Annotated in this window: 26 protein-coding genes and 1 pseudogene; 26 read left to right on the forward strand and 1 reads right to left on the reverse strand. The window is 66.9% G+C overall.

What is annotated here, in order from left to right:
* From FFS45_RS42040 to FFS45_RS40430, 7 genes and pseudogenes are all read left to right on the forward strand, one after another.
* Window positions 1-369: pseudogene (locus FFS45_RS42040) on the forward strand (hypothetical protein); the annotation flags it as partial.
* Window positions 370-377: 8 nt separating this feature from the next.
* Window positions 378-893, forward strand: a complete 516-nt coding sequence (locus tag FFS45_RS40405; protein WP_042339246.1) for a hypothetical protein — start codon at window positions 378-380, stop codon at window positions 891-893.
* A gap of 19 nt (window positions 894-912) precedes the next feature.
* Window positions 913-1,782: a 3'-5' exonuclease gene (locus FFS45_RS40410; protein ID WP_028228988.1), complete on the forward strand. Its 870-nt coding sequence runs from the start codon at window positions 913-915 to the stop codon at window positions 1,780-1,782.
* A 137-nt stretch (window positions 1,783-1,919) separates the two neighbouring features.
* On the forward strand, window positions 1,920-2,249 hold the full coding sequence (locus tag FFS45_RS40415; RefSeq protein ID WP_028228987.1) for a hypothetical protein: 330 nt from the start codon (window positions 1,920-1,922) through the stop codon (window positions 2,247-2,249).
* A gap of 8 nt (window positions 2,250-2,257) precedes the next feature.
* Window positions 2,258-3,184: a DNA cytosine methyltransferase gene (locus FFS45_RS40420; RefSeq protein WP_245621247.1), complete on the forward strand. Its 927-nt coding sequence runs from the start codon at window positions 2,258-2,260 to the stop codon at window positions 3,182-3,184.
* A gap of 8 nt (window positions 3,185-3,192) precedes the next feature.
* Window positions 3,193-3,588 (forward strand): hypothetical protein, encoded by a 396-nt coding sequence (locus FFS45_RS40425; RefSeq protein WP_137960197.1) that lies wholly within the window; start codon window positions 3,193-3,195, stop codon window positions 3,586-3,588.
* On the forward strand, window positions 3,489-4,316 hold the full coding sequence (locus FFS45_RS40430; RefSeq protein WP_052421041.1) for a hypothetical protein: 828 nt from the start codon (window positions 3,489-3,491) through the stop codon (window positions 4,314-4,316). Before FFS45_RS40425 ends, FFS45_RS40430 begins: the two co-directional genes overlap by 100 nt.
* A gap of 129 nt (window positions 4,317-4,445) precedes the next feature.
* Here FFS45_RS40430 and FFS45_RS40435 read toward each other — a convergent pair whose 3' ends face one another.
* Window positions 4,446-4,661, reverse strand: coding sequence for a hypothetical protein (locus tag FFS45_RS40435; RefSeq protein WP_028228985.1), 216 nt, complete (start codon window positions 4,659-4,661; stop codon window positions 4,446-4,448).
* 541 nt (window positions 4,662-5,202) lie between these two features.
* Here FFS45_RS40435 and FFS45_RS40440 point away from each other — a divergent pair.
* The 19 genes from FFS45_RS40440 to FFS45_RS40525 all read left to right on the forward strand — a co-directional run bounded on the left by FFS45_RS40440 (window position 5,203) and on the right by FFS45_RS40525 (window position 12,973).
* Entirely contained in the window at window positions 5,203-5,400 is a 198-nt protein-coding gene (locus FFS45_RS40440) for a hypothetical protein (protein ID WP_028228984.1), read from the forward strand.
* Window positions 5,401-5,411: 11 nt separating this feature from the next.
* Window positions 5,412-5,780, forward strand: a complete 369-nt coding sequence (locus tag FFS45_RS40445; protein ID WP_028228983.1) for a hypothetical protein — start codon at window positions 5,412-5,414, stop codon at window positions 5,778-5,780.
* Window positions 5,781-5,789: 9 nt separating this feature from the next.
* A complete protein-coding gene (locus tag FFS45_RS40450; protein WP_052421040.1) occupies window positions 5,790-6,149 on the forward strand; it encodes a hypothetical protein in 360 nt (119 codons plus the stop codon).
* A gap of 14 nt (window positions 6,150-6,163) precedes the next feature.
* The gene (locus tag FFS45_RS40455; protein ID WP_028228982.1) at window positions 6,164-6,541 is read left to right on the forward strand and encodes a hypothetical protein; all 378 of its coding nucleotides are present in this window, start codon (window positions 6,164-6,166) and stop codon (window positions 6,539-6,541) included.
* 17 nt (window positions 6,542-6,558) lie between these two features.
* The gene (locus tag FFS45_RS40460) at window positions 6,559-6,846 is read left to right on the forward strand and encodes a hypothetical protein (RefSeq protein ID WP_028228981.1); all 288 of its coding nucleotides are present in this window, start codon (window positions 6,559-6,561) and stop codon (window positions 6,844-6,846) included.
* Between the two features lie 76 nt (window positions 6,847-6,922).
* Window positions 6,923-7,147: a hypothetical protein gene (locus FFS45_RS40465; RefSeq protein ID WP_028228980.1), complete on the forward strand. Its 225-nt coding sequence runs from the start codon at window positions 6,923-6,925 to the stop codon at window positions 7,145-7,147.
* A gap of 14 nt (window positions 7,148-7,161) precedes the next feature.
* Window positions 7,162-7,482 (forward strand): hypothetical protein, encoded by a 321-nt coding sequence (locus tag FFS45_RS40470; protein ID WP_028228979.1) that lies wholly within the window; start codon window positions 7,162-7,164, stop codon window positions 7,480-7,482.
* A gap of 5 nt (window positions 7,483-7,487) precedes the next feature.
* Complete coding sequence (locus tag FFS45_RS40475; RefSeq protein WP_028228978.1) at window positions 7,488-7,715, forward strand: hypothetical protein; 228 nt, start codon at window positions 7,488-7,490, stop codon at window positions 7,713-7,715.
* Between the two features lie 7 nt (window positions 7,716-7,722).
* Window positions 7,723-8,067 carry a hypothetical protein gene (locus tag FFS45_RS40480; RefSeq protein WP_042339242.1) on the forward strand — a complete coding sequence of 115 codons (345 nt, stop codon included), beginning with the start codon at window positions 7,723-7,725 and terminating at the stop codon, window positions 8,065-8,067.
* Between the two features lie 34 nt (window positions 8,068-8,101).
* Window positions 8,102-9,106: a toprim domain-containing protein gene (locus FFS45_RS40485; protein WP_052421039.1), complete on the forward strand. Its 1,005-nt coding sequence runs from the start codon at window positions 8,102-8,104 to the stop codon at window positions 9,104-9,106.
* A gap of 12 nt (window positions 9,107-9,118) precedes the next feature.
* Window positions 9,119-9,349 carry a hypothetical protein gene (locus FFS45_RS40490; protein ID WP_028228977.1) on the forward strand — a complete coding sequence of 77 codons (231 nt, stop codon included), beginning with the start codon at window positions 9,119-9,121 and terminating at the stop codon, window positions 9,347-9,349.
* A gap of 714 nt (window positions 9,350-10,063) precedes the next feature.
* The gene (locus FFS45_RS40495) at window positions 10,064-10,525 is read left to right on the forward strand and encodes a single-stranded DNA-binding protein (RefSeq protein WP_028229706.1); all 462 of its coding nucleotides are present in this window, start codon (window positions 10,064-10,066) and stop codon (window positions 10,523-10,525) included.
* A gap of 81 nt (window positions 10,526-10,606) precedes the next feature.
* Window positions 10,607-10,957 (forward strand): hypothetical protein, encoded by a 351-nt coding sequence (locus FFS45_RS40500; RefSeq protein ID WP_028229705.1) that lies wholly within the window; start codon window positions 10,607-10,609, stop codon window positions 10,955-10,957.
* A gap of 11 nt (window positions 10,958-10,968) precedes the next feature.
* Entirely contained in the window at window positions 10,969-11,196 is a 228-nt protein-coding gene (locus FFS45_RS40505; protein WP_028229704.1) for a hypothetical protein, read from the forward strand.
* A 104-nt stretch (window positions 11,197-11,300) separates the two neighbouring features.
* Complete coding sequence (locus tag FFS45_RS42045) at window positions 11,301-11,453, forward strand: hypothetical protein (RefSeq protein WP_156967285.1); 153 nt, start codon at window positions 11,301-11,303, stop codon at window positions 11,451-11,453.
* Between the two features lie 18 nt (window positions 11,454-11,471).
* Complete coding sequence (locus FFS45_RS40510; RefSeq protein ID WP_212745809.1) at window positions 11,472-12,101, forward strand: hypothetical protein; 630 nt, start codon at window positions 11,472-11,474, stop codon at window positions 12,099-12,101.
* 2 nt (window positions 12,102-12,103) lie between these two features.
* On the forward strand, window positions 12,104-12,343 hold the full coding sequence (locus FFS45_RS40515; protein ID WP_028229702.1) for a hypothetical protein: 240 nt from the start codon (window positions 12,104-12,106) through the stop codon (window positions 12,341-12,343).
* A gap of 23 nt (window positions 12,344-12,366) precedes the next feature.
* Window positions 12,367-12,612, forward strand: a complete 246-nt coding sequence (locus FFS45_RS40520; RefSeq protein WP_028229701.1) for a hypothetical protein — start codon at window positions 12,367-12,369, stop codon at window positions 12,610-12,612.
* Window positions 12,602-12,973 carry a hypothetical protein gene (locus tag FFS45_RS40525; RefSeq protein ID WP_028229700.1) on the forward strand — a complete coding sequence of 124 codons (372 nt, stop codon included), beginning with the start codon at window positions 12,602-12,604 and terminating at the stop codon, window positions 12,971-12,973. The genes FFS45_RS40520 and FFS45_RS40525 overlap by 11 nt, the downstream gene beginning before the upstream one ends.
* Window positions 12,974-13,305 lie beyond the last annotated feature (332 nt).

Genomic DNA, 13,305 nt, shown 5'->3' on the forward strand with positions numbered 1-13,305 from the left:
ACCGCCGAGAAGCATGAAGCCGACACTGCCGCGCTGCGGGGTGAGCTGGAGGCCGCCGAGAAGGCCCACCACGCGGTCGATGCAGAGCTGTCCGCTGTGAAGATCGAGCTGGCACGAGCCCAACAGAACGCAAGCGGTCTGGAGGCCTCGCTGAAGGAACAAAAGCAGCGATCCATCGAAGTGATCGGGAAGCTGGAAGACGGCAAGCAACGTCTGGAGCGCGAGCTTGACGAGGCTCGCCGCGAAGCCAAGGAAGCCAGCAACGCGCTGGCCAGGGCTTCAGGAGAGGCGGATACGCTGCGCTCGCAGGTCGCCAGCCAAGAGGCGACGATCCGGGGCTTCAACAAGAAGCCAGACAGCGGAAAGTGAGGGGCCTCATGGGTGCCGAGCTGATCCCTGGCGTCACCGCTGGCCATGCCCTTCTGTTCGTGGCCATCGGCTTGGTCTTTCGCTTCCTGCGCCGCGTGCCCATGATCTACGTGGTGGCGCGATTGCCGGGCACTTTCGCCCATGAGCTGCTGCACTACCTGGTCGGCTGGCTGCTGGGTGCCAAGCCGGTGTCCCTGTCGATCCGCCCATACCGCACGGTGGCGGGCCGCCTGATCTACGGCCGCGTGGAGTTCGCGCGCCTGCGCTGGTGGAACGAGGTGCCCGTAGGGCTCGCCCCGCTGCTGTTGATCCCGCTGGCCGCCTGGCTGTTCCTGCTGTCCTGCCTCGCCCCGCCGAGCGCCTTGATTAGCCCGCTGCTGATGATCCTGGCTTGGCAGTGCCTGCTGTCCTGTATGCCCAGCCTGCGAGACTGGTTTCACATCGTCAGCGGCAGCGTGGTGATCGCCATCGTCACCGTCCTGTTTCTGATCGTCCTGGAGCTGATGGGCGTCCCTCACGTCTGACCCAAAGAAGGGAGCGCGCATGAAGTACAAGAACCGCGCCGCTGCGCCGGCACACCTGCTGACGAAGACCGAGCTGAAGCAGCAGCGGCTGAAGCTGGCCACGCATCAACGTGCAGCCGGCTACTACTGGCAGGGCCACGCCTACGTGACGCTCTACGAGCCCGCCGAGGCCGTTCCGATGCGGCCGCGCAGGGAGGCCACGCCGGAGCAACTGGCCGCGCTTGCGGCTGGCCGTGCGCTGGTCGGCACGTCGCCGTGCGCCGAATGCGGCACCCGCATTGACAGTCAGCTTCTGGATCGCGCCGGCCTGTGCGGCGACTGCGCGAGGCAAGCCGAGCGCGAGGAATGGGAGCACGAAAGGCGCGCGGTTTGTGGCTGCGCCGCTGCTTGGCTCCAGAACGCGCCGCTGTTCCTGGACACGGAAACGACAGGCTTGGACGCCAGCGCCGAAATCATCGAGATCGCCATCCTGGACGCCGCTGGTGCCGTCCTTCTGGATACGCTGGTCAAGCCGCTGGGGCCAATCCAGGCCGAGGCAACGGCCGTCAACGGCATTACCGAGCAGGATGTGATGCACGCGCCTACCTGGCGCGACGTTGGCCAACAGGTCGCCAGCATCGTGGCTGATCGCCTGGTCATCGCGCACAACGCCGACTTCGACAACCGGATGATGCGGCAGACCTGCACGCTGCACGGCCTTGATGTGCCCACCTTCCGGGCCGACTGCACGATGGCCCTTCTGACTGACCTCAACGATGGACGCTGGCCGAACCTGCGAACCGCTGCAAGCCTGGCAGGGGCCAGCTTGCCCACCGGGCCACGCCATCGGGCGCGAGCCGATGCTGAGCTGTGCCGGCAGATCGTCATGGCACTCGCAGCCGGGGCCTAACTTTCGCGCGCGAAAGTCCCCAGAGTCCCCCGCCGCGACCCCTATAAAGGGTTGACTGTCCACCTTAAAAGGGTTGACGGTCAACCCATTTAAGGGTACAATTTCCCCATTGATCGACGTGATGAAAGGGGAAAGAAATGGACATCAACTGCCCGAACTGCGGTGAGCCCTGGGAGGCCTACCACATGCGCCATGACGAGCCGCACGAGTGGGGTCTGTCGGCGCTGGAGCTGAAGGACATCCTGGAAACCGGCCGCTTCAGTGGCCCCACCGACCGCATCCGCGAAGCTGCCCGCGCGGCCGGCTGGGAGTTCGCCACGGACTCGGTGCTGTCGTTCACCCGCTGCCCGTGCTGCGTGAAGGCCACGCCGCTGCGCGACGCCCTGGCCCGCAAGGAACGCACCACGGTGCTGGCCGAGCTGCTGGACGGGGACGAGGACGCCCTGGCGAGCTATCTGGCGGAGTGATCGAGCACATGGCCGCCAACATGACGGCCATCGACCTCTTTGCAGGGGCCGGTGGCTCTTCCGAAGGTGCCCGCATGGCCGGGGTGATGGTCGCATGGGCGGCCAACCACTGGCCGCTCGCCGTGCAGTACCACGAGGCAAACCACCCGACCACCTGGCACCAGTGCCAAGACCTCCAGCAAGCCGACTGGCGCGTGGTGCCGCCGCACGACATCGTGCTGGCGTCCCCCGCCTGCCAGGGCCACAGCCCGGCACGAGGCAAGGAACGGCCGCACCACGACGCGCTGCGCAGCACGGCCTGGGCCGTGGTGGCTTGCGCCGAATACCACCGCAGCCCGATCCTGCTGGTGGAGAACGTCCCGGCCTTTGAAAAGTGGGTGCTGTTCCCCGCATGGAAGGACGCGCTGCGCCGCCTGGGCTATTCCGTCTCCCCGCACCTGGTCGATGCCGCCGATCATGGCGTGCCGCAGAACCGCGAACGCCTGTTCATCGTCTGCACCCGCTCGCGCCGGCCGCTGAAGCTGCGCTTGCCGCGTCGGCCGCATGTCCCCATCGCGGACGTGCTCGAATGGGACGCGCACCCCTGGACGCCGATCAATACCGCCAGGCGCAGTCCCAACACGATCCGCCGCATCGAGGCCGGCCGCGCGGCCTTCGGCCATCGCTTCCTCGCGCCGTACTACTCCAGCGGGAGCGGCCGCACCGGGCGCAGCATCGAGCGCCCGATAGGCACCATCCCGACGCGCGACCGCTGGGCCGTCATCCAGGGCGACCAGATGCGGATGCTGGCTGTCCCCGAGGCCAAGGCCGCGATGGGCTTCCAACGCGGCTACATCCTGCCCGACAACCACGCCGAAGCCATGCACCTGCTGGGCAATGCCGTCTGCCCCGTGGTGGCCGCGGATTTCCTTGATGCTTTGCTGGCCGCCGCATGACGCCGCCCGTGGACGCCCTCATGCGGCACCGGCCTGCGGCCGGCAGCAAGGCAGCCCACACTTCGGGCGTGCTGCAAGACTGGCAGCGCTGCGCGCTGGTGGACGCGCTCGCCGGTCGCCTCATCGTCCTGTGCTTCGGCTCCGGCGTGGACTCGACGGCCATGATCGTCGCGCTGCGCGCGGCCGGCCTGCGGCCGCACGTCATCACGTTCGCCGACACGGGCGGCGAAAAACCCGAGACGCTGCGACACGTCACGCGCATGAATGAGGTGCTGCGCACCTGGGGATGGCCCGAGGTGTCGGTGTGCCGCAAGGTGCCGATGGCCTCGACGGGCTACACTACACCGACCTCTACGGCAACTGCCTCAAGAACGAGACCCTGCCGAGCCTGGCCTTTGGCCTGAAAAGCTGCTCGATCAAGTGGAAGCAAGACCCTCAAGACCAGTTCATCAAGGGGGCCAAGCGCGGCCCCAACAAGCGCGATCCGCATCCGGTCTGGCTGGACGCCCAAGCCACTGGCCAGCGCATCGTGAAGCTGATCGGCTATGACTGCGGCAAGGCAGATTTGCGCCGCTCCCAGGCCCTGAAGCCGTCTGATGCGGATTTCGACTACCTCTATCCGCTCCAGATCATCGGCTGGACTCGCCGCGACTGCGTGAGCGCGATTGCCACCGAGCTGGGCGCGCACATGGTGCCGATCAAGTCGGCGTGCTTCTTCTGCCCAGCCTCGAAGCCGTGGGAGCTGTTCTGGCTGGCCGCCGAGCATCCGAGACTGCTGGAAAAGGCGCTGCACCTGGAGCGTGTCGCGCTGACCGGGCGGCATAGCCGCTTCGATGAAGTGGAGTTCGGCGCAAGCTGGGAAGACCTGGTGCGCAACGCTGACAGTTTCCCGAGCAGCAACACGACCGTGGGCCTGGGCCGTTCGTTCGCCTGGAACCAGTGGGCACGGGTGAACAACGTGGTGGACGCGCAATTCCGGGTGCGCCGTGGCCAGCGCGAGGCTTTCCTGGCCATGTCGGACGCGCTGCGGGGTGCTGACAACGCGCTGGACGCTCGCAGCGGTGATGGGCTGAGCCCGGTGCAGGTGATCCGCTGGGTGAGCGCCAAGCCGCAGGAGCTGGAGCCGGCGTAGCCGATCCTGGGCGTGCCCCCTTCGGGGTCGGGCTGTCGTGAATCGAGCCCCGCTGCGCGTGTCTCGACCCTGCGGGCTTCCATCCCTCACGCCTCCGCGCCCTGACGGGCGCTGCGCGCTGCCGCTTGCCTACATGCGGCCTTCGCGCCAGAGCTGGTCGGCCTGATCGCGCAAGGCATCGAGCTGCCAGCGCTGGCCATCGACCTGCTGCTGGTTGTCCAGCACGAGCCCTTGCGGGCCGATGCTGGCCACCAAGCCCGAGCGATGCACGGCCGTGCGGGATACGCGCTTTGTCACCCACTGGCTGCGCCAGGGTGACAGTGCCATCAGGTGCTGGAGGTTCATGGGCGTCCTTTCGCGTGCGAAACGGCCGATTTTGGACTTTCGCGCGCGAAAGTCTGAAGTCATGCCCTGGATGGGTTCGGTGGACTGACCCGCTCCGCGCGCCGATTTGCCCCGTCCCCCTGTCGCAATTCGTGGTCAGGATGCCCTACGGCCTGGCTTCTCCGGTCAAGGGCCGCTGCGCTGCCATCCTCACCCGTTCGGTGCTCGCCTGCGGCTGCGCTCCGCGTGCGGCTTCCGGTGGCTCCCTTGACCGCGCCAGGCCTCCAGGCACCGTGCCCACGGCGACAGGTAGACGGTGCAAATCTCAAGGGTAGGCACGCGCTCCGCTGGACGCTGCAAGGCGGCCTGTGGCCGCCAAGACCTTGGGGCCTGTTCCGGCCCCAAACCCGCCCCGGCTCTTGGTTCCGGTGCAATTTTCAGCGGCAAAAGTCAACCGTTTTATTTCAACAAAAAAGGGTTGTTTTTCTGCTCAAAAAGGTTGACGGTCAACCCTTTTGCGGGTAGAATATCCCTATTGATTAAGCGATGAGGATGCCGCCCGATGAATGCCCCCAAGACCGATGAAATGCAGTTCGCTGGCTTCCAGTCTACGGACGCCGCCAAGGCTCACCGCGCCCAGCACGGCGGCTGGATTTTCGTCTCGGAGCAAGGTGGCTCGACCTGGTTTGCGCCGGCTTTCACCCCGAGCGTCATTTTCTCGCACCACGTCACCAAAGGCCTGTCCGGCAAGCTGATCTGAGGAAGCCAACCATGACCATCAACACCGAAACCGTCTTGAAGATCGCCGGGCTGGCCAGCCTGCCGGTGCCCGAGTTCCGCACCGCGCCGAGCGAGAACGGCCTGGCCTACGCCTGGCGCTGTGAAGCCCTGGGCGTGATCGTCTACGGCAACAGCCAAGACGAAGCGCGAGCCAAGTGGGTGGAGGCCTACGCCGAGGAACGCCGCGCCGGCCTGCTGGCCGCAGCTCGCCACTGGCGCGAGGAAGCCGACCGCAGCACCTTGGAGCCGTTCCAGCGCCTGTGCCGCGCGACGGCCGCCACGCTGGAAATGCAGGCCGAGGACGGCATTGCCCGCTGCGCCTGCTGCTTCCGCCCGTTCTCCGACCGTTCCAAGCACTGAGGCCCCGCCATGACGATCCGCCGCACACGCAGCGCCGAGCAGCGCGCCATCATCGACAAGCTGCACCGCCTCTGCGGGAAGCTGGGCAAGGAGCGCCGCTATCGCGTGGAGTTCGTCTGCCTCGCCCTGATCCACGGGCTTGTGAGCGACGTGACGCACTACACGCTGTGGGACGAGGGCTGGGAAGGCCTGGGCGAACGGCAATGGGATACCTGCTTTGAAATGGGCGACTCCGAGCTGGTCATCGCCGATGTGGTGGAGCGTGCCCGCCGCGAAAACTTCCTTGATGCCGTGCGCGACTACTGCACGGCCCCCGGAGCCTTCGAGCGCTGGCTGAGCTACGCCGACCGCCAGGCCTGCCTGTTCTGAGCTGGAGGCCTGCGATGCGATTCAAGCCCTTCGGCCGCTACGAGTTCAACGACACCGGGCGCAAGCGTGCGGCCTACCGGCGCAAGCTCCAGGCCGAGCGAGACGCCCTGCCGCTGTTCGCCGACCAGGTGGCCGCCGAGCAAACGCCGGTCGATGAGGAAATGGCTGGCCGCCGCGAGTGCTGGGACAGGCGCATGGCCGCAGACCGCCAACACCAAGCCGACAAGTGGCGCGAAGCACGCCGCCGACTGGCCACCTACCCGGAGCCGATCCGCACAGCATTGAAGGCCTATTGGCAGGGCTGCAAGTGGCCTGCCGATCCGACCTATCTGCTGTCGATGCTCCACATGCACGACACCAACCGCCTCGACCTGAGCGGCTACCTCAACTGACCACCAGGAGCGCACCGATGCGATACGCCACCATCGACACGGCCAGCGGCCCGATGTCCCTGGCCATCCCGAACACGACGATGGACGGAGCTGGCTTCTACGTGAGCCACAACGACCACGACACGGCCATCTATGGCTGCGAGACGACTGCCCTTGTCCTGGGCCAGATGGAGCGCTTCTACATCCTCAAGGGCGACCACCGCCGCCAGTACGCCGAGCGCCTAGCGCTGGGCTTCGAGGCCTGTCTGGACTACTACCGCGCCAACCTCGCCGATGCCCATTCCTTCAGTGACAAGACCCCCTAAATGGGGAGCGAAAAAGGGTTGACGGTCAACCCTTTAGCGAGTAGAATAAAGGCATTGATTGAGAGGGAAGACAGACATGCAAACCGCCACCACTCCGACCCGCGCAGCTCGCCGCCTGAAGGCCCACTGCCAGCGCTACAACGCCGGCTTCTATGCCCGCGAGGGTGTCTTGTCCGGTCGCTTCTTCGGTGCCCGCGTGAAGGCCGGCGCGCTGGAGGTGTTCGACGGTGAAGCGTGGCAGACCGCCGACCTGGCCAGCCAGACCTTCGCCGATCACGTCGGCCGCACTGTCTTCCTCTGATCGGAGCCACCGCCATGCAAGCGCAAGCCATCGTCCCGCACGGCCCCGCCTACTACCCCGAAATGGGCGAGCAGGCCCCCGAACGCCTGTTCCACAGCGAATTCAACTTCGCCGGCACCTACAGCCTTTGCTGGAAGCTGGAAGACGACAAGATCGCGCGCGAGCGCCTGCGCGAGTTGCGCATCTTCCCGCGCAAGGTGGAGCACCGCACCCCGGCCGAATGGCTGGAGGCCAAGCGCCTGGGCTGCGACGTGTTCTCCTGCCTCATCACCACGGCCGCGCACCGCAAGCTGCGCGATGCCGATCTGGTGGCCATCCGCACGCTGCTGGACTGATCGACATGGCCAGCTACCAGGACGCCATCCACTGGATCGCCCACAACGATGGAGCCGGCGACACGCCGGCATCCATGAGCTGGGCCGAGGCCTTCGACCAGGTGGACGGCCTCGTGACGGTCTGCCTCGTGGCGGACGTGTTCAACAAAGACCAGGCCACGGTCGCGGCTGACGTGCTGCGCGCCCGTGGCTTCAAGAAGCCTCGCGGCCTTGCCGCCAACCCCGAAAAGTGAGGATGCTATGACGCAGCACTACTACCCGACCGAGCACCAGGGCAAGCCGGCCACCATCATGATGGGCTGGGATCGCCCGCTTCAAGGCTTCTTCATGGTGATCGAGGACGGCCAGAACCGAGGCAAGTACATCTATTCCAACCTCGATGACCCCGAGCTGATCCAGTTCGGCGGCCTGCCGCCGTGCCTTGACCCGTTTCTGGCCAAGCTGGAGGCGCTGGGCTTGAGCGTGCCGGATGTCATGCTGGATGCCATCGAGCTGGACGCCGCGCTCAATGAGGGCAATCGGCGGGTGGAGTACAACCGGGACGGCAGCGTGAAGCCGCAAGAGAACAAGAGCGCGGGCCGCTGACGCGGCCGCACAACGAGACGACAGGGACAAGAACATGAACGACACCACCCACACCCCGGCCGACCAGCAAAGCCGCGTGCGCGCGCTGCTGGACGACGCAGCAGCCCACTACCGCGCCACACTGCGCGAAGCCCCGCGCGCCGTGGCCTACCTGCGCAAGCGCGGCATCACCGGGGCCGGCGCTGCCCGCTACGGCATCGGCTTCGCCGCGCCTGGCTGGCACGAGCTGGACGCCATCCTGGCGCAGCACGACCTGGCGACCATCGAGGCCTCCGGCCTCCAGGTCTTCAAGGACGGCGAGCAGCCGCGCCGCTTCGACCGCTTCCGTGATCGCATCATGTTCCCCATCCGCGACGTGTCCGGGCAGATTCGCGGCTTCGGCGGCCGCATCCTGGTGGAGTCGGACACTGCGCCGAAGTACATGAATTCCCCGGAAGGCCCGACCTTCAAGAAGCGCGAGCTGCTTTATGGGCTCTACGAGGCCCAGGCCGCCATCGAGGCCGAGGACATGGCCCTGGTGGTGGAGGGCTACCTGGACGTGGTTTCGCTCGCCCAGGCCGGTTTCCTGCCCGTGGTCGGCTCGCTGGGCACGGCCTGCACCGCTGACCAGATCGGCGCGCTGCTGACGCGCGCGACCCGCCTGGTGTTCTCGTTCGACGGTGACGCCGCTGGTCGGCGCGCGGCCGCCGCCGCGCTGGCCACCGTGCTGCCGTTCGCCGTGGACGCCAACCGCATCGAATTCCTGTTCCTGCCCGCCGAGCATGACCCGGATTCCTTCGTGCGCGCGCACGGGCTGGACGCCTTCAAGAACGAGCTGGCCAAGGCGGTGCCCCTGGCAAGCTATCTCCAGCAGATCATTTCCGAGGGCTGCAACTTCGAGCACGCCGAGGGCCGCTCGCTCTGCGCTTCGCGCGCTCGCGCCTATTGGGATGCGCTGCCCGATGGCCAGTGCCGTGACGAGCTGGTGGCCTACTGCTGCCGTGTGACCCGCTTCACAGAGGCCGAGCTGCTGGATGTGTGGCGGCTGACCAGGGGCTAAGCTGAGCTGGCTATGGAGCTGAACCCGAAGCACGGCAAGCTGTACTGGTGCCGGTATGGATGGAAGGGCGGCCAGCAGGTGTGCCTGTTCCTGGGCTACAGCGGCGATGGCTATGTGGTCAGGAAGTGGCGTGCCAACTCGGGCCGCTGGACTGATCGCGTGACGATCCGCAAGGCTGATCTGGTCGGCGTGGTGACGGCGAAGGATTGCCGTGCGCTTGAGGTGGATGTCAGCAAGCTCTAACCCCTGGGCGTGCCCCCTGCGGGGTCGGGCTGTCGTGAATCGAGCCCCGCTGCGCGTGTCTCGACCCTGCGGGCTTCCATCCCTCACGCCTCCGCGCCCTGACGGGCGTTGCGCGCTCCGCTTGCCGGCGACGGCCTGACGGCCGCCGCGATCCAGGCGCGCGACTTTCGCGCGCGAAAGTTCGGCGGGCCGAGCTGGCGAGGGGAGGGCGGTGGAGTGTGACCCGCTCCGCGCGCCGATTTGCCCCGTCCCCCTGTCGCAATTCGTGGTCAGGATGCCCTGCGGCCTGGCTTCTTCGGTCAAGGGCCGCTGCGCTGCCATCCTCACCCGTTCGGTGCTCGCCTGCGGCTGCGCTCCGCGTGCGGCTTCCGGTGGCTCCCTTGACCGCGCCAGGCCTCCAGGCACCGTGCCCACGGCGACAGGTAGACGGTGCAAATCTCAAGGGTAGGCGCGCGCTCCGCTGGACGCTGCAAGGCGGCCTGTGGCCGCCAAGACCTTGGGGCCTGTTCCGGCCCCAAACCCGCCCCGGCTCTTGGTTCCGGTGCATTTTCACGGCCAAGAAGTCAACCCTTTTTGACAAAAATAAAGGTTGTTTTTTTCTTCCAAAGGGTTGACGGTCAACCCATTTGCCCCTATAATAAACCCAATGATGAACGAATGACCAACGGGCATCAGACATAGACCAGGCATCAACCACTTTCAGGAGTTTTCCAAATGGCCGCGATCAACACCTTCACCATCATTGGCAACGTCACCAAAGACATCGAGCTGCGCTACACCGGCAGCGGCACGCCGACCGTCACCTACACCGTGGCCGTCGATAACGTCTGGTACGACAACAACGGCACCAAGCACGAGGAATGCGACTTCATCCCCGTGACCACCTACGGCAAGCAGGCCGAGAACGACGCCAAGTATCTGAAGAAGGGTTCGGCCGTGGCCGTCATCGGCCGCATCCGTAGCTGGTACAAGCAGGAAGAACGCAAGGGCGGCTTCAACTTCGAGGCCGAGCGCGTGCAGTACCTGGGCAAGCCCTCCGGCAATGGCGGCCGCCAAGGCAACGCCGGCACCGGCAACGCCGGCACCGGCAACGCCGAGCACGACGACTGGATGCGCGACTACGACCGCACCGAGCAGGCCGGCACCCAGCAACCCCAGGGCAACCGCCGCCGCTGATCCGCAGCGCAGGCCTGGCGCATGGAGTGAGCAGACCCCATGCGCCAGTCACGCAAACACCCCATCCCTTGGAGGTTCACCGTGCGTCACCTGTCCATCCTCACCGCCGCAGTCAATGCAGTGATCGCCGCGCTGGCCAGCGCCGTCGATGTCCCGGCTGAAGGCCTTGTGGTCTACAGCGAAAAGCTGGGCTATCACACGCGCTTCTACTACCACCTGCAAATCCGCCTCTACCCGTCCGGGCAGTACGGCATCGTCTGGCGGCACTCATCCGGGCATTGCAGCGCCCACGATTTCGAGTCGCACTATCACCACCTGGAGGACGCTGCGCTGGCCCTGATCCGCGACAGGCGCGACTACTACCAGGCCGAGGCCGACGACCGCGCCGATGCGGCCGAGGCCTACAACGAATCCATGCGCCTGGCCGCGTGAAGGGGAGCCCCATGATCGTTGCACGTCCGAACACCGCCAAAGAGCCCGACTTGCTGACCGGGCACGAGTCCGAGGCCTTGCGCTATGTGGCGATGGATGGCCAGGAGCTGGCCACCATCCCTGCGCCGGCCTCCGGCTGGACGCATGACGCGCTTGAGCGCGTGCGCCCGGCCATCCCCGAGGGGGAGGCCTGGGACGCTTTCCTGGGCACCCAATGGGTCGGCAGCTCCGAGCTGTAGTCCTTCGACCAACACCACGCAGAAAGACCGCCATGCACCACGACAACACCCCGCACGCGGCTGCGCCTCGCGCCGCAGCTCGCCGGCCAGCTCAGGCGCTGGCCATGCTGATCCTGCTGGCCGCTCTCGCCCTGGGCTATCGCCAGGCCTGCGCGCCGGCTGCGCCGCGCCTGGCCATCGAGGGCGACGGCCCCGGCCTGATCGCCTCGCTGCTGCCGCCGCTCGCGCTCTTTGAGCGCTTCGGGCACGGCTACTGACCCCACGGACGGCGCGCGATGAAGACCTACCCCGTCACTGGCCCGGACATGCTCGAACCGATGTGGTTCAACCGCGTGCGCCAGGGCCAGCACGCCGCCACGGTCGGCGCTGACCGCGCCGTGACCGTGGAGGGCGTCTCGCTGCGCTTGCGCGCCGAGTCGCCCGAGCCCGGCACGCCGGTTCGCGTGTGGCTCAACCATGCCGGCTTCTTCGTGTGCGCCACCGTGGCCGACATCGAGCAGGCGGCCGCTGAACAGCGCGCGGCCGAGGCCGCACGAGAACAGGAACGCCGCGCGCGCTTGGATCGCGCACGCGCCGAGGCCGAGGCATTCAATGCCCGGCTCGCCTTGCCAGTGGCCTGGGACGTGGGCATCAAGGACGTGCTTTCCGGGCTGTCCGAAACGTCCTGGGGCGACGGCCGCAGCGCCGCGACCGTGGAGCACGTCTACCTGCTGGAGCCGCTGACGGCCGGCCGCCTGGTGCGCCAGGCCGGCGACTTCCTCTGCACCGCTGCTGCCGGCACCAACGGCAAGCGCTGGTCTTCCAAGGTGATCGAGCGCGCCCACGATGGCGACGGCCAGCCCTACCGGCCGCGCCCGACCTGCAAGGCTTGCTTGGCTCTGGCCAAGCGCTGGATGAAGGACTGACCATGCCGACGCCTACCCTTGACGATCTGACGGTGAGCCGCCGTGACGCCGAAACCCTGGAGGTTTCGAGCTGGCTGACCAGCGGCCGCTGCGCGACCGTCTTCAAGTTCGACTTCAGCTCGCGCTACAGCGTGCAGCCGTTCCTGATCCCCAGCTACATGCAGGGCATCACGCACGCCCTGATCCTGGCCGCCGTGGAGCGCTTTGTTGCCCACGAGCAGAATTCCCCTCAACCTGTCTGAACCTCACCACTGAAAGGACTTCCATGAAATCCCCGAGCACTCTTGCCTTCGTGCTGCGCTGGCACGGCCTTGAATTCATCGGCGGCCTGGTCGCCCTGATCCTGGGCTTGCTGGGCCTGCTGAACTTCAAGCCCGACCCGCCCGGCCTGGCCTTCCAGTCGCTCCCCGACATGCTGGGCATCTGGCCCTACATGCTGTGCATGGCCGTGGGTGCCTTCATGGCTGTGCGCGCCTGGCGTCGCGGCAGCATCCTCCGCAATGGCGGCTGACGTGCGCGCGCCGCAACCCTCGCGCGGGCTGTCGCCGCTGGCCATTGTCGGCTTGCTGGCCTTTGCCGGGCTCTTTGCCTGGCTTGGCCTGAAGCTGGTCAAGTACAACTACCCTGACTCGCTGGCCAGCGCCAAGGACGTGCCGGGCTGGATGGTCGATGGCTATTACGGCACGTTCACCGATGCCGACATGCTCGCGCTGCGCGGTGGCCAGTGCAGCCATGATCCGATCTTTGTCCGACCGAAGGCTGATGGCAGCGCCGTGCTGACCTGCGGCATTCCGGCCCAGCCTGGGCCTGTCCTGTTGTTCGTGGTCGATGCGCTCGATCCGAATGGCATCTATCGCCGCGCCGGCACCTGATCGGGCGTGCCCCCATGCGGGGGTCGGGCTGTCGTGAATCGAGCCCCGCTGCGCGTGTCTCGACCCTGCGGGCTTCCATCCCTCACGCCTCCGCGCCCTAGCGGGCGCTGCGCGCATCCGCTTGCCGGCGACGGCCTGGCGGCCGCCGCGATCCAGGCGCGCGACTTTCGCGCGCGAAAGTTCGGCGGGCCGAGCTGGCGAGGGGAGGGCGGTGGAGTGTGACCCGCTCCGCGCGCCGATTTGCCCCGTCCCCCTGTCGCAATTCGTGGTCAGGATGCCCTACGGCCTGGCTTCTCCGGTCAAGGGCCGCTGCGCTGCCATCCTCACCCGTT

The organism is Burkholderia sp. 4M9327F10, assembly GCF_005503145.1.
Lineage (GTDB): Bacteria > Pseudomonadota > Gammaproteobacteria > Burkholderiales > Burkholderiaceae > Paraburkholderia.